This is a genomic window from Salinimicrobium maris, from assembly GCF_049680855.1.
In the GTDB taxonomy this organism is placed as follows: Bacteria; Bacteroidota; Bacteroidia; order Flavobacteriales; family Flavobacteriaceae; genus Salinimicrobium.
This window is the reverse complement of sequence record NZ_JBMPGS010000005.1, coordinates 162149-182364: the sequence shown is the minus strand read 5'-3', so window position 1 is coordinate 182364 and position 20216 is coordinate 162149. Positions and strand designations below refer to the sequence as shown.

The following is a 20216-nucleotide window of genomic DNA, read 5'->3' as shown; positions in this document are numbered from 1 at the left end:
AATTATCTGCTTAAATACACTCTACCCTGGATAGGTGCTGTTTGTCCGTCGTTAAAGTTCAGGATGTAGAAGTAAACTCCTGCCGGTAAAACACCGTCTCCCAAAGAACCGTCATCGGAAGTACCATCCCATGATGGATTAGAGGAGTTTCCAGTAAATACTTTATTACCCCATCTGTTAAATATCTCCATGTTGTAATTTGGATATTCGCCAGCAAGATTTTCAACTTCAAATCTGTCGTTGATTCCATCACTGTTAGGAGAAAATGCTTCTGGAATAACAAGTTCACAAGCTTCAAGAGTAACTGTTACTGCAAGTCTTGTTGAGCTTTCGCAAGTTGATGTAGCATCAGTAAGTGAAGCATAGTAAGTCATACCATTCTCTAGTAGATTAGATGTACTTAATAATTCCCCACCAGTGGCAGCATCGTACCAGTTAATGTCTCCGCCTTCAACGATGTTGTTTTCAAGATCTGCAATCGTAGGATTGTCAAATTCACAGAAAATATTTCCACCTTGAGCAAGAGTTGGAGCTGCAGTGTCATCAAGAGTCACTGTTATAGTTGTTGCAACAGATTCACAGCCACCTTCGTTGGTTTGAGTAACATAATATGGTCCCTCTACCAATACATCTTCAGCTAAAGCAGGGTTTTCCAATGCTTCGTCTGTATACCACATTAGGTTTGCACCGGCATCAAGATCTGCAACGGTAGCACCTTGAGATACACAGAACACAGCGTCTTCAACTTCGGGAGCCACTGGAGCATCTGTAACAGTTATTGTAAGGGTAGCAGTATCTGTACCACCACATTCTCCTGTTGTTGTAACTGAGTACTCATAAGTGTACTCTCCGGCTTCCATTGTAGAAGGGTCAAAAATTCCATCTTCCAGATCAGCAAAAGTACCTTCGGCACTTGCTCCTTCAGCTAAGAATTCATATAGATCCTGTGGTCCATCAGTAGAACAGAATGCCAGATCAACGTCTGCACCGGCGTTTGGTGCAATACCTTCCTGTACGGTTACCGTAAGTTCTACAGAATCTTCACAAGCACCTGCTGTAACTGTGTAGGTAGTTGTAAAATCTCCAAATTGATCTCCGCTGTTGTAACGATCTGCCAACGCCTGAATTGTCGGATTAAAAGTTCCTTCTGTAGAAACTCCATCTTCTAAAAGACTTAGATATAACTCTCTAACACTTCCAACATTTGGAAGCATTTCGCCAATTTCGGACTGGCAGATTTCTGTTGAATTATCTGCACCGGCGTCAACGCCTTCTATTACTTCTATTTCAAAAGTGGTAGAGGCAGTTCCAGTTATACATGCCAAATCATCACCAATTACAGTGTAAGTAACTTCATAAGTACCTACTCCTATAGAAGGGTCGAAAGCTGTAGCTGTTGTTCCATCTACAGTGAAAGTTCCCCCTGTAGTAGTATCTCCAACTAATAGAGTGCTTAAGGTGATTGTTTCATCTTCAGTACAAGTAGTGAGATCAGCAATTTCTTCAACAACTGCTGGGCTTTCTTCATCTGTTACTTCTATTTCGAAAGTAGTAGAGGCAGTTCCAGTTATACATGCCAAATCATCACCATTTACAGTGTAAGTAACCTCATAAGTACCTACTCCTATAGAAGGGTCGAAAGCTGTAGCTGTTGTTCCATCTACAGTGAAAGTTCCCCCTGTAGTAGTATCTCCAACTAATAAAGTGCTTAAGGTGATTGTTTCACCTTCAGTACAAGTAGAGAGACCGGCAATTTCTTCAACAACTGCTGGACTGTCTTCATCTGTTACTTCTATTTCAAAAGTGGTAGAGGCAGTTCCAGTTATACATGCCAAATCATCACCATTTACAGTGTAAGTAACCTCATAAGTACCTACTCCTATAGAAGGGTCGAAAGCTGTAGCTGTTGTTCCATCTACAGTGAAAATTCCCCCTGTAGTAGTATCTCCAACTAATAGAGTACTTAAGGTGATTGTTTCACCTTCAGTACAAGTAGTGAGATCAGCAATTTCTTCAACAACTGCTGGACTTTCTTCATCTGTTACTTCTATTTCGAAAGTAGTAGAGGCAGTTCCAGTTATACATGCCAAATCATCACCATTTACAGTGTAAGTAACTTCATAAGTACCTACTCCTATAGAAGGGTCAAAAGCTGTAGCTGTTGTTCCATCTACAGTGAAAATTCCCCCTGTAGTAGTATCTCCAACTAATAAAGTGCTTAAGGTGATTGTTTCACCTTCAGTACAAGTAGAGAGATCGGCAATTTCTTCAACAATTGCTTCGCTTTCTTCGTCAGTTATAGTTACAATCAATTCTGCTGAATCTTCACAAGCAGTACCTTCACCAACTGTGTATACAGTTCGGAATTCTCCCAGATTATTTTGTCCATACTGTGCTACCAAAGATTCAATGGTAGGCTCGAAAGTACCATTGGTTGGTGCGTTTTCACCTGCAAGTGCAATAAAATACTCACGCACATCTTCCGGAACCTGGTCAAAGAGTACAGGTACTTCAGCATTACATATTGTGGTTGCATTGTCTGCAACAGAAGTTTCACTTTCAATTATAGTGATTGTAAATGTAGCAGTATCAATATCTCCCTCAGTAACACATGCGGAAGTATCATCTACTGTGTAAGTAACATTATAAGTTCCAGGTTCTACTGTTGCAGGATCGAAGATTTGGTCAAGATCACCTGTAAAGGTGCCATCATCATTTGCGTTAGCAGTTAAAAATTCAGCAAGATCTTGTGTTTCTTCGGAGGTGCAAAATGTTAAATTTTTGTCATCTCCTGCGTCTGCAGGTAGTTCATTAGTTATAGTTACAATCAGTTCTGCTGAATCTTCACAAGCAGTACCTTCACCAACTGTATAAACGGTTCGGAAATCCCCTAGATTATTTTGACCATACTGGGCAACTAAAGATTCGATTGAAGGTTCAAAAGTACCATTGGTTGGTGCATTTTCTCCTGCAAGTGCAATAAAATACTCACGAACATCTGCCGGAACCTGTTCAAAAAGCACAGGTACATCAGCATTACATATTGTTGCAGAATTATCACTAACTTCACCTGTAGGCTCATCTATAGTAAGAGTGAATGTCGCTATGTCTATACATTCTCCTGTGCCCTGAGTATAGGTAATCGAATATACGCCAGCAGGATCTTCGGGATCAAAGCTTGCAATTAATTGTTGTAATTCCTCCTGGTCAAACCCTTCGTCAGAGAAATCTTCTGGATCTATTCCCAGTTGATTAAGGAAATACTGTGCGGCTTCAAAATCTGACATTCCCTCAAATTCAGATGTGCAAACTTGAGCAGAGATATCATCTACGGGTTCAGGACTGGGCTGAACAGTGACAGAAATTTCCGCAGAATCTCCACATTCACCTTCACCACCACTATACATTGTGGTATAAGTACCTATCCCGTCTCCACTGTTGAATTGGGTTACAATATCGGCAATGGTTTCATCCGTGAATGAGCCTCCAACGTCAGCATCTTCACTTATCAAGCTTAGGAAAAAGTTCCTGGCAGTCTCCTCGGTTAGTGTATCAGGTAACTCTGAACGACATAAAATTGTACCTATGTTATCATCTCCGGCATAAAAATCTTCCTGGATGGTAAAAGATAATTCTACACTGTCCTCACATCCCAAATCACTGGAGATAGTGTAGGTTGTTGTAAAACTTCTAACTCCATTTTGATACTGTGAAATAACTTCATTTATAGTTAAACCCGCAAAAGTTCCATCCGTGGGAACGTTTGTCTCAAGCTGTTCAGTGAATAGCTCTCGTACCAGTTGCTGTGGGGAAGTGTCTGCTAATCTAGTGTCAATTTCAGACTGACAGTAGATGCCATCTCCAACTTGCTCTCCTGCTTCAACTTCCTGAAGCTCTACAGTCACTGCAGTTCTTGCGGAACTTTCACAGCTTACTCCTACGTTTGAAACAAAGTAAGTTTCACCATCTTCAAGTAGCGTATTTTGGCTTAGTTCTACTTGTGAAGTGGCAGTAGCATAATACCTGTTATTTCCTTCAGCTACAATATCTGCCAGGGTTGGTTCATCACTAGTGCAAAACTCCTGCTCAGCGTCCGCTGCCGGTGCTTCCACTTCAGTTAAAAGGACTCTTGTTCTACTTCTATTGGTAGTACAGTTTAATTGCGAGTCCACTGGGTCTTCGTAAACTCGTGCTGCATAATAATAAACTCCGTCTTCTAATTCTTCAGATGAAGGATTGGCAATAGGTTGAGGAGTTCCTGTTGCAGTAGCGCTACGGTACCATTGTACAGAGCCTTCAGGAGCATTTGTCCTTAGGTCTGAAACAAAAATGTTTGGATTTTCAACGTCGGCAACGCAAATATCTAAAGTCCCGAGGGACTGTTTTGTATTTGCTTCTGGTCTTCTTGTTAATGCATCTTCTTCTACGCCAAGTATTTGTGGTTGGTTGAAGATAGTTACAGTAACGGAAGATTCACATCCATCAACGTCAATGTAATAGGTGGTTCCGCCGATTAATAAAGTGGTGGCGTCAAGTTCATTTGAATAACCGGCATCGCTGTAAAAAGTGATGTCTGCTCCTTGTATCAGGAGGTTATTCAATTCAGCTTCCTGGCTGTCACAGAAATACTGCTGATTGCCAGTAGCTTCTGTATTTTGGTCTGTCACTCCACAGCTATCTACTTGCTGTCCATAGGAGTGAGCACCGCTCAATAAAATTAAGGCAAAAAAGAATAGAGGTATTCCATTCTTGCCCAGAGTAAAAATTCGCATAGGCTCTAAGTGTTAAATTAAATCGATTGTGTTTATGATGTTTAAATGGTTAAAAATTTCGACAAAGATTAAAAAAAATATCCTAATCTCTTGTTAACCCGAAGGTTTAATTATCAGCTTGTTCAGTGCTGCTATGTCTTTGTGTGTAGGGGGGATAAATGTACAATTTTTTCGTAAACATTATCTTATTAGGAATTTTTTTACATTTTCAGACACTACTTTTTTCCAGCTTTACCTTCTTTCCTATGAAAATCTGAAACGTGGTATGGAAATGCTGATTAAATACAACTTATTCATTCTTGTGCTTTACGCGATTGGAACTATCTTTGCCTAAAATTTTTTTCATGAAATTACACTTTATCGCCATTGGCGGTAGTGCTATGCATAATCTGGCACTTGCTTTACATCAGAAAGGATATGAAATTTCTGGAAGTGACGACGTCATTCATGAACCTTCAAAATCAAGATTAGCCAGGTATGGTCTGCTTCCCGGTGAATTTGGATGGTTCCCCGAAAAGATCTCTTCCGGTCTAGACGCTGTAATTGTTGGAATGCACGCCAAAGCAGACAATCCAGAACTTTTGAAGGCTATAGAATTAGGCATTCAGGTTTTTTCTTATCCGGAGTTCATTTATGAGCAGTCCAAGCATAAGACGAGAGTAGTTATTGGAGGCTCCCATGGAAAAACCACGATTACTTCTATGATTTTACACGTGCTTCAATATCATCATAAGGAAGTTGATTATATGGTAGGAGCACAACTTGAAGGGTTTGATACCATGGTGCACCTTACTGAAAAGAATGACTTTATCCTATTAGAGGGAGATGAGTATCTTTCTTCTCCCTTAGATCGAAGACCAAAATTCCATTTGTATAAACCTAATATTGCTTTACTCAGCGGAGTGGCATGGGATCATATCAATGTCTTTCCTACTTATGATACTTATGTAGAGCAATTTAGAATATTTGTAGATTCTATAGTAAAAGGAGGTATCCTGGTATATAATGAAGAGGATAACGAGCTGAAGAAGATTGCAAATGAAACAACAAATACCATTCGGAAACACCCTTACAAAACACCATTTTACAAGATCGAGCAGGGAGTTACCCTTTTGGAGACCCCAGAGGGTGATATGCCTGTTGAAATCTTTGGAAGACACAATTTAAGTAATCTTGCAGGAGCAAAATGGATATGTCAATACATGGGGATAGATGAGGATGATTTCTATGAGGCCATTGCAAATTTTTCCGGAGCGTCAAAAAGGTTGGAAAAGGTGATTGAGAAGAATGATTTCATAGTTTTTAAAGATTTTGCGCACAGTCCTTCTAAGGTTTCGGCCAGTACCAATGCTGTGAAGGAACAATATCCCGATAAAAAACTCATTGCCTGCCTTGAGTTACACACCTACAGTAGTCTCAATAAAAAATTTCTTGATCAATATCGCAATGCGCTTGATAATGCCGATGTTCCTGTAGTATTTTACTCCCCAGAGGCTGTAGAAATTAAACAGCTGCAAGCTATATCAAAAGAGGATATTTCTGAAGCATTTCAAAAGGAAGATCTCACACTTTTTACAAATCCGGAAAGCTTTAAAGACTACCTTCGGAATCTAGATTTCTCAAATTCCGTGGTACTTTTAATGAGTAGCGGGAATTATGGAGGTCTCAATTTTGAGGAAATAAAAAGCTGGGTGAAATAGGCATTTTTGGATAATAAAATATTCATTTTCTTATCTTTAGCCAAATAAAAACAATGGCTTCAGAACAACGTATTCCTTTTACTATAAAAAATTGGGCAGAAGATGATCGTCCAAGAGAAAAACTTCTTCAAAAAGGAAAAATGTCTTTGAGTGACGCCGAGTTGCTGGCAATATTAATTGGAAGTGGGAGCAGAAATGAAAGCGCTGTAGAACTTTGCAAAAAAGTACTAGCTTCAGCAGGGAATAGTTTATCTGAATTAGGTAAACTTTCTGTAGGCCAATTAACGGTGCACAAGGGGATAGGAGAGGCAAAGGCAATTACTATCATGGCGGCACTTGAACTGGGCAGGAGAAGGCGGGCAGAGGAAGCTCTAGAAAAGAAAAAGATATCTTCCAGTGCTTCTGTTTTTGAATTGATGCAACCCATAATTGGTGAGTTGCCTCACGAAGAATTCTGGATCATTTATTTGAACAATTCCAATAAAGTAATTGATCAGCTTCAGCTTAGTAAAGGAGGGATCACCGGTACACTGGTAGATGTGAGGCTTGCGCTCAAAAAAGCACTGGAGCTGGGAGCTACTTCTATTATTTTAAGTCATAATCATCCTTCCGGAAATTTGAATCCCAGTAGTGCCGATAAGCAACTAACCCAAAAACTAAAGACTGCAGGGGAAAGTCTCGACATAAAGATACTGGATCATATCATTGTGACCGAGAAATCTTATTTTAGCTTTGCCGATGAAGGTTTGCTATAAATTATGCTGCAGTTATGCTTCTAATCTACATCCAAAAGGAAACACCCAGAATAACTTATTCCTTTAAGCATATTTGCACGGGGATATTGGGCATTCCTGTGAGTTTTACTTCAAAAATTGAAGAGTTCATAGCTCATGAGGGCATGAAGATATCTTATGGAAAGCAAGCTTTGGGGAATGAGATTTTCATCCAGAATGTTGACCTGCTGTTAGAGCAGGGCTTTGCAGATGTGGAAGTGAAAGTACAGGACTGGGAGGGAACTCCCTGCTTTTTTTCGGTTTCAGAGAATAGCAGTATTCCCTTTGATATTTTTGCGGCTTCCTTTTACCTACTTACAAGATATGAAGAATATTCTCCTCATGTAAAAGATGAAGTAGGCAGGTTTCCCGCGGCCGAAAGTCTGGCATTTCAGGAGCATTTTCTTCATTTGCCTATAATTGATATTTGGGCATACAAGTTTCGGGAAATTTTGTATGCGAAGTTTCCGCAGAATGATTTTAAGGAAAGACAATTCTGCAGCCTCAATATTATTTCTGTCACAGAAGCATTTTGTTTCAGGAAAAAGGGCATTGTAAGGGCGGTGGTAGGCTTTATGGTTGACCTGTTGCAGTTTAAGATCAAGTATGTGGTTGACAGGTTGCAGGTAATGCTCAACTTTAAAAAGGATCCTTATGATAACTACGGAAGTATCATTAAATTCCTGAAAAAATATAAGATCTCCCTGAAATTTATGTTTCAGGTAAGTGATTTTTCTACTCATGACAGAAATGTTAATTACAACAGGCTGGAGTTTCAAAGTTTGATAAAATCTGTAGCAGATTATGCTGAAGTAGGCCTGCAAATAGGATTTCACGCTAACCAAAAGATGAAAACCCTTAGGACTGAAAAAGTGCGTTTGGAAGCGATTCTTAAACGAAATGTAGAAAGCGGATTGAATAGCAGGTATAATTTGCTGTTACCAGATACCTATAACAACATGGCCGAACTGGAGATAAAAAACGATTTCTCAATGGGATATCCCGAGGCTTTGGGTTTTCGCGCTGGAACCTGTACACCCTTTCTTTTTTATGACATAAATTTTGAAGTGACCACTCCATTGATGGTACATCCTTATGCCGTGAGTATCCAGGCACTGGAAGGACTTAAAGAAGCCGAAGCAAAAAACCGGATTTTGGAGCTGAAACGCCAGGTGAAACAGGTAAAAGGAAATCTCATTACCTTATATTCAAATGCAGATTTTTCTGAATATTCAAATGCGAAAAGGAATTATGAAATTTTAAAAATCGTTAATGAAATTAAATAATATAGAGCACATCTTTTTTGACCTTGATCATACACTTTGGGATTTTGACAAGAATTCTGGACTGGCTTTTAATTCTATTTTTCAGAAGAACAAAATAAAGGTAGAAATAGATAGATTTATGGAAGTCTATGCTCCTATTAATGAAAACTACTGGAAGCTTTACAGGCAGGACAAAGTCTCACAACAAGATTTACGCTATGGCAGGCTGCGGGAAAGTTTTGATAGTTTGGAAATAGATCTTACTAAAGAGCAAATTGATATTCTAGCCATAGACTACATTGATCACCTTCCGCAGAATAATATCTTACTTGAAGGTGCGGTGGAATTACTGGAATATTTAGCACCCAGGTATAAACTACACATCATTACCAACGGTTTTAGGGAAGTACAGTATAAGAAACTGGAAAACTCTCAAATAATGCCATTTTTTGATACTGTTACAACTTCCGAAGATGCCGGGGTAAAGAAACCACACAGGCTTATTTTTGAAAAGGCCCTGGAAAGTGCGGGTGCGATGGTGACATCAAGCTTAATGATTGGTGACAATTTTGAAGCAGATGTTGTGGGTGCTCAAAAAGTGGGAATGCGAGCTATCCTTTATAACTATTATAAAAAAGAATTTTCGCCCGAATGCCTGCAGGTGTTGAAAATGAAAGAAATAGCTGCTTTTTTATAGCAATAAATAAAATAGCCTGCCGTTACATTAACTAAATTGTCGCCCCATGTCAATACCTAAGTTTTTGCACCTTTTTCTCCTTGTAACGCTTCTGCTAATCTCCACCGGTTGCTTTCGCGACGTGGATGTTGACCAGGCAGAGGAAATAGTAATTCCGCCTTCAGCCGCGCTCGACCTTGTATATTTTACACTTGACAGTACTCATTTTGAACAGCGAAATTCTACCGGTACATTAATAGCACGAGATATTGTGAGGCTGGAGTTTCTGGATGATGATTACATTAGAGACGGCCTGGTGCGTGCAGATTATAACTTTATCTATACCAATACCTTTAAATTTCCCATTCAAAATACTATTCATTTTCTTTCCGAAAATGATGTGGTAAAATACAGGTTAAATTTTGAAATACCTGCAGGTAGCCTGGAATCGCCAGCGACAATTAATTACACCGAAATCATTAACAGGGATGAAATTGATGCGATAAGAGAATCCATTAAAATGAGCGTTACGCTTGAGATGCAAGCTCCATCCCCACCTTCTGAAGGAAGTCTAAAGCTAAAGTCAAAAGCATTTTACGATTTTGAATTTAAATAATGAGATTTAAAATCTTCATTTTATTCTGCTCTCTTATTACCGCAGCAACCCATGCGCAAAACAAGCAGTTGCTTTATAACTTTGAAAATCTGCCTCAAAACCTTATGAGCAATCCCGGTGCCGAGGTGCTCTTTGATATGCATGCGGGAATTCCTTTGCTTTCACAAATTCACGTTTCTACAGGTTCTTCGGGAGTTGATTTTTACGATATTTTTAAAGAAGATGGAATTTCCATCAACGAACATATCCGGGAGGCTATCACAAAAATGTCTAATAAAGATCATTTCTCTGTGAACCAACAAATGGAAATTCTATTTCTGGGTTGGAGAGATAAGAAAAGACGGTATTTTTCTGCCGGAATATATCAGGAAATTGATGCTTTTGTCTATTTTCCGAAAGAACTGGCAGTTCTCGCTTATGAAGGGAACAAGAATTATCTCAACCATTCCTTTAATTTTTCTGACGCAGCTTTTACTGCTGAAGTATTAAATGTTTTCCATTTTGGATATACAAATTACTATTCCGAAGATCTGAACTACGGCGTAAGAGCAAAATTGTATTCGGGAGTTTTTAATGCCCATAGTACGAACAACAGGGGTGTTTTTCGAACTGTTCCTACTCCTGCAGCACCAAATGTTTACAGGCATTTTGTGAACGGGTTAGATGCAACGGTTTTCACTTCAGGCTGGGCTCCTTTGGTTGACGAAGAAAATACCGAAATGCAAAATCTACAAAATGTCGCAAAAAGTGCCTTTTTGGGAGGTAATCTTGGAATTGGGGTTGACCTGGGTTTTTCTTACTATTTAAATGATCAAACAAAAATTACCGGAAGCGTACAAGACCTCGGCTTTATTAACCAGAAGAAGGACGTTGAGAATTACCGCTACTATGGTAATTATCAAACCGATGGAATTGAACTCGATTTTCCAGGACCTGGGGAAAGTCGGCCGCCTTATTGGGATATATGGGAAGATGACCTTGATAGGAAATTACAGGATGAAACCTTGTATGACTCCTATATCACCTGGCGTCCTTTAAAATTTAATGCCTCTATTGATTTTGGGATAAACGAAGATACAGAACCCTGTAATTGCCACCGGCCCACGGGCAGGAGAAGATATTTACAGCATTTTGGCTTGCAATGGTTTGCGATTAAGAGACCCAGAGGATTAATTCACGCCCTCACTTTAGCCTATGATAAAAGATTTTCTAACAGCTTTAGTGGTAAAGTGACCTACACTGCAGATTCTTATTCCTTTTCAAATATTGGATTAATGCTTTCTACCAGTTTTAAGAAATTTAATTTTTATCTTGCTGCAGATAATCTTCTAGAATATCCAAACCTGGCAAAAGCAAATAGTCTGAATGTTCAACTTGGTTTACAGTTAATTTTAAACAGAGAATGAAAAAGTTATTTCTAATATTTTTTATGATAGGGCAAATTTCTGTTGTTGGTGCGCAGGAAATATACGTTCGTGTACCCGATAGATTTGAATTTCTAGATGAAGAGAATAAATATCAATTAAATGCACTTGCGGCTTTTCTTTTTGAGAAACATGGTTATCAGGTTATTTATAAAAGGGAAATGCCAGGGGGAGTGGAGCCATGCCAGGTGTTGACAGCGGCGATTGATAATAAATCCAATCTCTTTAGAACTAAAGTAAATCTGAAACTTAAAGATTGTAATCAGAATATTGTTTTTACTTCGGAAGATGGGAAAAGTAGGAAAAAAGATTATAAAAAGGGCTTTCATGAGGCCTTTCGGGAAGCTTTTCAAAGCCTGGAAAATTTTGATCCAGGCCAATCAACAATTTCCAATGTGAATTCTACCAAACCTGACACTAAAGCTGTATCCGTAGTAACTGCTGTCAAAGAAAAGCCTAAAGCTGAAAATTTAGCTACCAAAACTTCAGAAGAAAACACCAATAAACAATTATTTAGGAATGGTAACCAGCTTTATGAGTTGAAAAGAAATTCCGCGGGCTTTGATCTTTACAAAGAAGGCGAAGATGAAAAATTTGCGACACTTTTAAAGTCGGGGAGTGGTATGAACTATATCTATTCTTCTAAAACCCTGCAGGGAAATGCCTTTTTTGAAGCATCAGGTAATCTTGTGGTAGAATATCTTGATGCCAATTCAGGCCAGTTGATCACCGTAGTATACGAATTACGAAATTAATAACCGTATTTCGTTTTCCATCGTTTCTTGAGAAAATCTCTTTGGGCTTGTTCCCTGGAATTGTTTCCGGGTTCATATAGCCTGGTATTTGAGATCGCCTCGGGCAAAAATTCGGTTTCCGAAAAATTTCCTTCGTAATTGTGTGCGTATTTATAATCTTGTCCGTAGCCCAGGTCTTTCATTAATTTTGTGGGAGCATTCCGAATTGATAGAGGCACAGGAAGGTTTCCGGTTTTCTTAACCAATTGCTGGGCTGTATTAATAGCTTTATAGGAAGCGTTGCTTTTTGGAGAAGTCGCGAGGTAGGTTGTGCATTGGCTTAGAATAATACGAGATTCTGGATGACCAATGGTAGAAACAGCCTGGAACGTATTATTGGCCATGATCAATGCTGTTGGATTGGCGTTGCCAATGTCTTCACTGGCGAGGATGAGCAGGCGACGCGCTATAAATTTCACATCTTCACCTCCTTCAATCATTCGAGCGAGCCAGTATACTGCGGCGTTTGGATCACTGCCACGAATAGACTTAATGAAAGCTGAAATTATATCATAATGCTGCTCTCCCGTTTTGTCATATAAAACAGTATTCTGCTGTACCTTTTTGAGTACCATGTCATTCGTGATCTTCACTTCATTCCCTTCTTCGGAAGTCACTAAAAGTTCAAAAATGTTCAGGAGTTTTCGGGCATCGCCACCGCTCAATCGTAATAGGGCTTCAGTTTCGGCAAGTGCCACTTTTTTATTGGCTATGACAGGATCTTCCCGAATTGCTCTTTTTAGAAGATCAATAAGGTCTTCTTTGGAAAATGGGTTGAGCACGTAAACCTGACATCGCGAAAGAAGTGCAGGAATGACTTCAAAGCTTGGATTTTCGGTTGTGGCTCCCATGAGTGTTACCCAGCCTTTTTCAACCGCGCCTAATAAGGAATCCTGCTGAGATTTACTAAACCTGTGAATCTCATCAATAAACAGAATAGGATTTTTGGTGGTGAAAAGTCCGTCGCTTTTCTTCGCTTTTTCAATGACTTCCCGAACATCTTTAACTCCGCTGCTAATAGCACTTAACGTGAAGAATGGCCTGCCAGATTCATTTGCAATAATGTTCGCAAGCGTTGTTTTTCCTACTCCCGGCGGCCCCCAGAAGATCATGCTGGGAACTATTCCCTGCTTTATCTGACTCCGCAAAGCACCATTTTCACCAATAAGATGCTGCTGACTTAAATAGTCATCGAGTTTTTTAGGTCTTAACCGTTCTGCCAGTGGTTCATTCATATCGTAAAAGTAGCAATTATTACAGGTTCAAAAAAGGCATTGTAAAGCGCATTTTTTGATGCAAATAAATCAGCTTGGTTGGTGCCTGCAGGTTAAAGATTTCTGGGGAATTTACTTTCAAAAGAATGACAAAGTAGCAGGAACAGGAAACTGGATGGTTTTTTGTAATATAGATTATTCAGAATTTCGAAAAGTGAAACAAAAGGAATCATTTGTATTTACCCCGGGGGTCATTGGTTACCCCATTGCTTTTGTTCTTGTTATTTGGATCGTCTTCTGGTTTGAGATCAGGTTTGGATTCGATTTTACAAGGTTTGGAGTTTACCCTCAAACGCTCAAAGGGTTGAGAGGCATTGTTTTTTCCCCTTTCATACACAGTAATATCAAACATCTATTCAACAACACGATTCCTCTTTTTGTGCTGTCGCTTTCTTTATTCTATTTCTACAGAAATTTGAGCTGGAAAATTTTACTATTTGGCTTTGTTTTAAGTGGTTTTTTCACATGGCTTATTGGTAGGCCGGCTTATCATATAGGTGCGAGTGGAATAATTTATGTTCTTGCTTCCTTCCTTTTCTTCAAAGGAATATTTTCTAAACATTACCGGCTGGTAGCGCTTTCGCTTATCGTTGTTTTTCTTTACGGAGGATTGTTGTGGTATGTGACTCCCGTAGATCCTAAAATTTCCTGGGAAGGACATCTCTCGGGCTTAATCTCAGGCCTCCTTTTTGCGCTTTTTTATAGAAAAGATATTGCCCAACCCGCCAAGTATGATTGGGAGCAGGAGACGTATAAAGAAGAGGATGATCCATTTATGCGGCACTTTGACGAAAACGGAAATTTTATTGAAAATCTTGACCACGAAGAACCGGAATACATCTATCACTTTAAAAAGGATACTTCGGAAGAAGGAAAAAAATAACCTTCAGAAATGCCATTTTTGACAGGTGATGTTTTTCAGAAAGTAATCTATTCTACTGAAGAGGATTTCCCAGTTTCTATAAACGTTGACGAAGCACTTCATACAGAAATGCGCCGCAGGCAACAGAAACATTTAAGGATGCCGTAGTTCCTTTCATAGGTAGCTTTGCCTTATCATCTACGATCTTTATGACGGAAGGGGAAATTCCTTTACCTTCATTTCCCATTACAAGGGCGAGCGGTTGAGAAAGGTCCTTATCATATAGAAGATCATTTGTTTTCTCGGTGGCAGCGATGACTTTTACATTAGAAGCTTGCATGAAGTAGATGGCATCTTTTATATGATCTACTTTACAAATTGGTATCTTGAAAATGGCACCTGCCGAAGTTTTTACAGTATCGGCCGTTACAGGAGCGCCTCCTTTTTTTTGAATGATGATTCCATCAACTCCGCAGCATTCGGCGGTTCTAATAATAGCGCCAAAATTTCTTACGTCATCCAGTTGATCTAAAAGCAGGAAAAGGGGAGTAGTTTCCTTTTGAATTGTGGAAGTAACCAATTGTTCTAGAGAAACAAATTCTATGGGAGAAATAGTAGCGACTACTCCCTGATGGTTTCCCTTAACCAGTTTATTGAGTTTTTCTACGGGGACATAGGAAACATTATATTCCCGAGAAGACATATATTGTTGTAACTCCTGAAAAAGGTGTCCGGAAAGGCCTTTTTGGAGATAAATTTTATCAATTGTCTTATTGCTGTTGATCGCCTCTATTACGGCATGCAAGCCAAAGATTTTAGTTGTTTCTTCCATGAGGCAAATATAGGTATAAAAAAACCACCCTAAAAGGGTGGTTTCTTCATTGTTAAGATTTAATATTTGACTATTGATCCCACCAAACTCTTGATGTATTTTTATCTGTGGCCGGGTCTAAGTTTGATACTCCTGTTTGATAGTTTGCATTGTTCAGGTTGATCTCATTTACGGGATACAGGTATCTCGTTGGAATTCCACCATCATTCAATGGATCTGGAGACGGAGTAAGATCAGGCCATCCTGTTCTTCTCCACTCATTCCATGCAAGGAATCCTTGTGGGAACAAAGCTGCCCATTTTTCTTCTCCAATAACCTGTAAGATACCGGTGGCTGAAGCATCTTCTAATCTGCTCGCAGCAAATGCCGCAGCATCTTCAGTAATCACCATTGGTTCAAGCCCAGCCGCTTCCACATGAGCACCAGTACCAAACTTCTCTGAAGTTGCAGTATAGGATTGGATAATTCCTGCCTCTAACATAGCTTCTGCATCTTCACTTGTCCATCCAAGTTCAGCAGCTTCAGCTCTATTCAAATAAGTGTATGCTGAAGTAAGGATTGGGAATGGAGCGATAGGAGAGGTAATGTAAGTAGAAATTCTTGCACTTGTTCCTTCAGCAACTCCTTCCTGTACACCATATACTAATCCTGGCGCTTCTGGTGCCGTTGAGTAGACTCTTAATCTTTCATCAAACATGTCGTTTGAGTAATCATCGTTATCTCCCTGAAGTGCATCCTGTATAAATTCAGCCATGTTGTAATCTGCAGGTCTAAATGCAACCCATGGGTTATCTAAAGTAGCCACATTAACGGGAGTGTACCATGCTTCTTCCGATACAGTTTCAATAACCCCATACTCATTGTTAAGGGCGGCCTGAAATTCGGTAGCAGCAGTTCCAGCTAACTCAGTTTCGCTTATCTGCATAGTTACACTTAGAAGTAAAGAGTTCGCAAATTTTCCCCATGCTTCAACGTCACCTCCGTAGAAGATGTCCCCTTGTGCACCCATTTCTGCAGGATTAAGCATATCTCTGGCTTCCTTTAATTCACTAATGAAATCCTGATAGATCTCTTGTTGTGGAGTATAGGCAGGAGATTGGATTTCAGGGTTAAGTGCTTCCATATAAGGTATATCTCCGTAAGTGTCTGTAAGACGCTTAAAGATTATAACTTTCATAATTCTGGCAACAGCTATCTGGTTGTCGACAGATCCATTTGCCTGGTAAGCAGGAGTTGATGTTACACTCTCATCTTGAGATACATTTAAGATCTGTTGAAGGTTCTGTAAGGTCTGCACATAATATGGCTCCCAATCTACAGGAGTTTCAGCATACCTTGAAGGGTCGGGGTAACTTGGCTGCGCCTGGTACTGCACATAAAGATGTGGGTTTCCAAGCCAGTCTCTAAAACCAATACCCGCAGTATATTGACGCTGAGCGGCAGTTAAAAGTGCGCCCGAATTTAGTTCCAGTGAACCGTTAGGGTTTTCGTTGGTGTCGCCAAAATCCACTGTCTCACAAGAACCCAAAGACAATAGCATCACTGCCACCAACAATATTACATTGTACTTTTTCATTATCTTTTATTTAAAATGTTAACTTAATGTTCATACCGTAGCTTCTTACGCTAGGTAACTGCGCATCCTCACCCCAAGGCTGTGAAAGTTCAGATGGGTCCCATCCATGAATGTTGTTGTCTGCAACAGCGATTAACCAAAGATTACGGCCAATTATACTTATGCTGGCTGAATCAAAGACATTGTTTACAGCGCTTCCGGGTAGTCTGTAAGTTAAACTTACATCTCTTAACTTAATATAATCTGCGTCATGAACATATTCTTCAGCAATAATATTTGAATTAAACTGGCCATAGTAAGTCACTGCATTTACGTAAGTGTCAACAGGGGCTCCATCTTCAGTTACTCCAGAGACATGTACTCCACCGCCTGCATCAACAGCATCACGCACGTTATTTCCGCGATCATTCACTGCTGCAGTTCTTTCAGTTAAGCCAGAGTAGTCACCCCACATTTCGGAAAGAGAAAAGAAATTTCCACCTTTCTGAAAATCTACAGAAGCCATTAGGCTAAAGTTTTTGTAAGTGAATGTATTCACCAAACCACCTGTGAAATCTGGAAGGATGCTTCCAAGGTATTGATCGGTCTGGTATGCAAATGTTCCATCTGGACGTACAACGCGGTTACCGTCATTGTCATATACAAAACCTGTACCACGTAATTGACCCCACTCTTCACCTAACCTGTGAACGATGTTAATGAAATCCCAACTATCCTGGTTTGAAAGTGTACCTGCTCCGGCACCGGTAATAGACGTAAGATCGCCAGGTAAACTAATAATAGTTGATTTGTTTGTTGCCCAGTTAGCTAAAAGGTTCCAGGTGAAATCTTCTGTCTTGATGATATTGGCATCAAGTGAAAGCTCAACACCCTCTCTTTCAGATTCTCCTGCATTTGTAAGGAAATCAGAATAACCTGTTGCAGAAGAAATAGTTATTGGGATGATCTCGTTTTCACGGTGCTCGTTATAATATGTAGCAGAGAACCCTAAACGATTATTAAGGAACCTAAGATCAACACCAAATTCGTAAGAGGTGTTCATAGCAGGTTCAATATTTGGATCAATCATCCTGGAACGATCGTATTGAAGTACTCTACCATTATAAAGATCACTTCCAAGAGGGTAAACAGGGTTGAGTGCCAGGGCGTCTACGTCATCACCAACCTGTGCCCAACCACCACGTAATTTACCAAAAGTAAATATATCATTGTTGTTTAGTAATTCTGTGAATACGAAGGAACCACCAACAGAAGGATAAGTATAACCGTTGTTGTCCTCAGGAAGTGCAGAACTCCAGTCACGTCGAATCGAAGCATCAAGATATAACATGTCATTGTATCCCAGAGAGATGTTACCGTAGATACTGTTTACCTGCTTCTCGCGCTCATAAGCGGTTGCTGTCAAACGCTCTCTTGAGTTAGAATAGGTGTAAACATCTGGAAGGATCAAACCACCACTGTCTGAGTTGGTCTGGCTCATATCATTTTCAAAAAAGTAAAAGTTGTTTTTTCGAATGTTTCCACCTACAAAAGCACTTACGTCAAAAGCTTCGAAATCCTGATCATAAGCTAATCTCGCCTGATAGTTATCTTCTACACTGGATTCATATCGTTTTCCAAAAGAGTTCACCCATTCGTTATATAAGGCTGGTGCTGCAGAGAACTCTATTAAATATGGAACTTTCCAGTCTCTATTATATTTTCTTTCATTTCTTGAAACCTGTACAGTTGCCTCAAAATTGTCAAGGAAGGAATACGAGGCGTGAACATCTCCCAAAAGAGTTGTAGTCTCACGAGTGTTTTCATACAGACTCAACCAATCATAAGGGTTAAACCAGAAAGCAGGTTTTTTGAAATCAAGATTTCCAATATCTTCACCGGCTGCCCAGGCGTCAAGTCCCCAGTTGTTCCAGGAAGCAAGATAACCTTCGGTAGTAGTTAAGCCTTGAAGCTCTCGTAATTTGCCCATATCAATGTTTCTGGCAAACCAGGAATTGAAAGATCCTGTTGTCTGGTTACCATAGTCATCTGCGAATTCTCCGGAAACATTACCAACAGAATAATTTGCGTTAACTCCAACAGAAAAATTATCTGTAAGGTTGAAATCGAACGCGGCTGTAATGAAGTTTTTGTCAAAGCTTGATTCTGGGATTACACCTGTTTGTTGAAGGTTTGTGAAAGACAATCGCGCAGTATAATCTTCACCACCTCCGGTTAAAGAAACAATGTTCTTAAATGTTGAGCCTGTGTCATAAAAGTTTCTAATGTTGTCAGGATGAGCTTCCCAGGTATCCGTTTGTCCAAAATATGGACTATTTTGATACATGGCATACCATGGAATATAAGGTTCTCCGTCAAATCGTGGTCCCCAGCTTTCGTCGGCATATACGTTACCATTGAAATATCTTTGGCCGTCAAAAACCTGCATGTAATCTGGGTAAGGTCCACCTGAAATTCCAAATACGGCAAAATTATATCCTGCATCAAAATCAAAAGTTCCAAATTCACCTTCACCAGAATAACCTTGACCGTAAAGGTTTTGATAATCCATCATTCTGCCTACTTCATCAAAAGATACAGAACTAGTGATTTCTATTCCAATTCTATCCGATTGTCCACCTCTTTTTGTGGTAATTTGTACAACCCCGTTAGAAGCTCTTTGTCCATAAAGTGCAGTAGCGTTTGGCCCCTTAAGTACGTTAAGAGTGGCTACATTACTCATGTCAATCACGTTAGGATCTGTGGTTGGGATACCGTCTATTACATATAAAGGATCAGCATCAGATGTTAAGGAGATACCACCTCTAATACGAATTTTACCAGCTTCTCCTAGTTTTGATCCTGCCTGAGCATTGATTTGAACACCCGCCACTTTACCTGCCAATGCAGATTTAATATTGGTGTCTTCAGTAATGTTAAGTTCTTCTGCATTTACTGTTTGAGCAGCATAGGGTAAGGATTTCTCTGATCTTCTAATCCCTAAGGCAGTAACCACAACCTCATCCAGCTGAGCTGCATCTGGAGATAAGGTTACGTCAATTCTTGGGGAATCCTGAAAAGTAATTTCTACCGTCTCCATTCCAAGAAAGGAAAAAACGAGTACCTCGGCGTTACTTGCTTCAATAGAATAATTTCCATCGAAATCGGTTTGAGTACCGCGAGTGGTTCCCTGAATTAACACGTTAACACCCGGTAGGGGCATTCCGTTGTCATCGGTCACTGTTCCCGTGACCGTCTGTAGTTCTTGTGCAAAAGTCATTTGCACGACTAACACTAGTAATAGCGTTAGAATTCCACTAAACTTTGTTTTCATTTTTAAATTTGTTTGAATTAGCCAATGCCAAATTTGATAATAAATTGTTAACCGAACAACTTTTTTACACCTAAACTTCATGTTTGATGCATTATTAGCATGCTTTTTATGCTTTTTTTAACTCGACCTTTCAGGGGCCTAATGATCCGAAAAAGGCTGCTGCGTCGGCTCCACGCGGAGAATGAAATGTTTTGTGATGCATTGGTTTTTGCTGAATTTCGAGATTTGAAATTTCTTTTTAATTCAATTTTAACCAGGAGTTAATAAAGGCTTAAGTAAAATAAGGACTCGGAGATGCTTTTTAAAGATACTTGAAAGTGCCTTTTACTTGCTTCGTTC

Annotated in this window: 13 protein-coding genes; 8 read left to right on the top strand and 5 right to left on the bottom strand. The window is 39.6% G+C overall.

From position 1 onward, the window contains the following. Positions 1-2: 2 nt before the first annotated feature. Positions 3-4772, bottom strand: coding sequence for a T9SS type B sorting domain-containing protein (locus ACOV1Q_RS14515; RefSeq protein WP_424495116.1), 4770 nt, complete (start codon positions 4770-4772; stop codon positions 3-5). 344 nt (positions 4773-5116) lie between these two features. Between ACOV1Q_RS14515 and ACOV1Q_RS14510 the strand changes: the two genes are divergently transcribed. From ACOV1Q_RS14510 to ACOV1Q_RS14480, 7 genes are read left to right on the top strand one after another with little or no spacing between them, the layout of a single operon-like run. Next, the gene (locus tag ACOV1Q_RS14510) at positions 5117-6472 is read left to right on the top strand and encodes a UDP-N-acetylmuramate--L-alanine ligase (RefSeq protein WP_424495115.1); all 1356 of its coding nucleotides are present in this window, start codon (positions 5117-5119) and stop codon (positions 6470-6472) included. 53 nt (positions 6473-6525) lie between these two features. After that, positions 6526-7227, top strand: coding sequence for a RadC family protein (gene radC / locus ACOV1Q_RS14505; RefSeq protein ID WP_424495114.1), 702 nt, complete (start codon positions 6526-6528; stop codon positions 7225-7227). Between the two features lie 14 nt (positions 7228-7241). After that, positions 7242-8531, top strand: coding sequence for a polysaccharide deacetylase family protein (locus ACOV1Q_RS14500; protein ID WP_424495113.1), 1290 nt, complete (start codon positions 7242-7244; stop codon positions 8529-8531). Beyond that, positions 8518-9207 carry a YjjG family noncanonical pyrimidine nucleotidase gene (locus ACOV1Q_RS14495; protein WP_424495112.1) on the top strand — a complete coding sequence of 230 codons (690 nt, stop codon included), beginning with the start codon at positions 8518-8520 and terminating at the stop codon, positions 9205-9207. The genes ACOV1Q_RS14500 and ACOV1Q_RS14495 overlap by 14 nt, the downstream gene beginning before the upstream one ends. Positions 9208-9253: 46 nt before the next feature. Beyond that, positions 9254-9802: a hypothetical protein gene (locus tag ACOV1Q_RS14490; protein WP_424495111.1), complete on the top strand. Its 549-nt coding sequence runs from the start codon at positions 9254-9256 to the stop codon at positions 9800-9802. Continuing rightward, complete coding sequence (locus ACOV1Q_RS14485) at positions 9802-11208, top strand: DUF5723 family protein (RefSeq protein ID WP_424495110.1); 1407 nt, start codon at positions 9802-9804, stop codon at positions 11206-11208. Before ACOV1Q_RS14490 ends, ACOV1Q_RS14485 begins: the two co-directional genes overlap by 1 nt. Then, a complete protein-coding gene (locus tag ACOV1Q_RS14480) occupies positions 11205-11981 on the top strand; it encodes a hypothetical protein (RefSeq protein ID WP_424495109.1) in 777 nt (258 codons plus the stop codon). Before ACOV1Q_RS14485 ends, ACOV1Q_RS14480 begins: the two co-directional genes overlap by 4 nt. Here the strand turns inward: ACOV1Q_RS14480 and ACOV1Q_RS14475 are convergent. Further along, positions 11978-13255, bottom strand: a complete 1278-nt coding sequence (locus ACOV1Q_RS14475; RefSeq protein ID WP_424495108.1) for a replication-associated recombination protein A — start codon at positions 13253-13255, stop codon at positions 11978-11980. The two genes, ACOV1Q_RS14480 and ACOV1Q_RS14475, sit on opposite strands and share 4 nt — an antisense overlap. A 193-nt stretch (positions 13256-13448) precedes the next feature. Between ACOV1Q_RS14475 and ACOV1Q_RS14470 the strand changes: the two genes are divergently transcribed. Then, the gene (locus tag ACOV1Q_RS14470) at positions 13449-14177 is read left to right on the top strand and encodes a rhomboid family intramembrane serine protease (protein WP_424495161.1); all 729 of its coding nucleotides are present in this window, start codon (positions 13449-13451) and stop codon (positions 14175-14177) included. A gap of 76 nt (positions 14178-14253) precedes the next feature. Here the strand turns inward: ACOV1Q_RS14470 and rlmB are convergent, their stop codons facing one another. From rlmB to ACOV1Q_RS14455, 3 genes are all read right to left on the bottom strand, one after another. Then, entirely contained in the window at positions 14254-14988 is a 735-nt protein-coding gene (gene rlmB, locus ACOV1Q_RS14465) for a 23S rRNA (guanosine(2251)-2'-O)-methyltransferase RlmB (RefSeq protein WP_424495107.1), read from the bottom strand. 70 nt (positions 14989-15058) lie between these two features. Beyond that, the gene (locus ACOV1Q_RS14460; protein ID WP_424495106.1) at positions 15059-16564 is read right to left on the bottom strand and encodes a SusD/RagB family nutrient-binding outer membrane lipoprotein; all 1506 of its coding nucleotides are present in this window, start codon (positions 16562-16564) and stop codon (positions 15059-15061) included. Between the two features lie 10 nt (positions 16565-16574). Beyond that, positions 16575-19877: a SusC/RagA family TonB-linked outer membrane protein gene (locus ACOV1Q_RS14455; RefSeq protein ID WP_424495105.1), complete on the bottom strand. Its 3303-nt coding sequence runs from the start codon at positions 19875-19877 to the stop codon at positions 16575-16577. Positions 19878-20216: the final 339 nt, after the last annotated feature.

What these genes read in the sequence shown, in the direction of transcription:
- rlmB (WP_424495107.1), bottom strand. Translation starts at nt 14,988, where the DNA reads ATGGAAGAAACAACTAAAATCTTTGGCTTGCATGCCGTAATAGAGGCG.
- ACOV1Q_RS14515 (WP_424495116.1), bottom strand. Translation starts at nt 4,772, where the DNA reads ATGCGAATTTTTACTCTGGGCAAGAATGGAATACCTCTATTCTTTTTT.
- ACOV1Q_RS14475 (WP_424495108.1), bottom strand. Translation starts at nt 13,255, where the DNA reads ATGAATGAACCACTGGCAGAACGGTTAAGACCTAAAAAACTCGATGAC.
- ACOV1Q_RS14490 (WP_424495111.1), top strand. Translation starts at nt 9,254, where the DNA reads ATGTCAATACCTAAGTTTTTGCACCTTTTTCTCCTTGTAACGCTTCTG.
- ACOV1Q_RS14455 (WP_424495105.1), bottom strand. Translation starts at nt 19,877, where the DNA reads ATGAAAACAAAGTTTAGTGGAATTCTAACGCTATTACTAGTGTTAGTC.
- ACOV1Q_RS14480 (WP_424495109.1), top strand. Translation starts at nt 11,205, where the DNA reads ATGAAAAAGTTATTTCTAATATTTTTTATGATAGGGCAAATTTCTGTT.
- ACOV1Q_RS14460 (WP_424495106.1), bottom strand. Translation starts at nt 16,564, where the DNA reads ATGAAAAAGTACAATGTAATATTGTTGGTGGCAGTGATGCTATTGTCT.
- ACOV1Q_RS14500 (WP_424495113.1), top strand. Translation starts at nt 7,242, where the DNA reads ATGCTTCTAATCTACATCCAAAAGGAAACACCCAGAATAACTTATTCC.
- ACOV1Q_RS14510 (WP_424495115.1), top strand. Translation starts at nt 5,117, where the DNA reads ATGAAATTACACTTTATCGCCATTGGCGGTAGTGCTATGCATAATCTG.
- radC (WP_424495114.1), top strand. Translation starts at nt 6,526, where the DNA reads ATGGCTTCAGAACAACGTATTCCTTTTACTATAAAAAATTGGGCAGAA.
- ACOV1Q_RS14495 (WP_424495112.1), top strand. Translation starts at nt 8,518, where the DNA reads ATGAAATTAAATAATATAGAGCACATCTTTTTTGACCTTGATCATACA.
- ACOV1Q_RS14485 (WP_424495110.1), top strand. Translation starts at nt 9,802, where the DNA reads ATGAGATTTAAAATCTTCATTTTATTCTGCTCTCTTATTACCGCAGCA.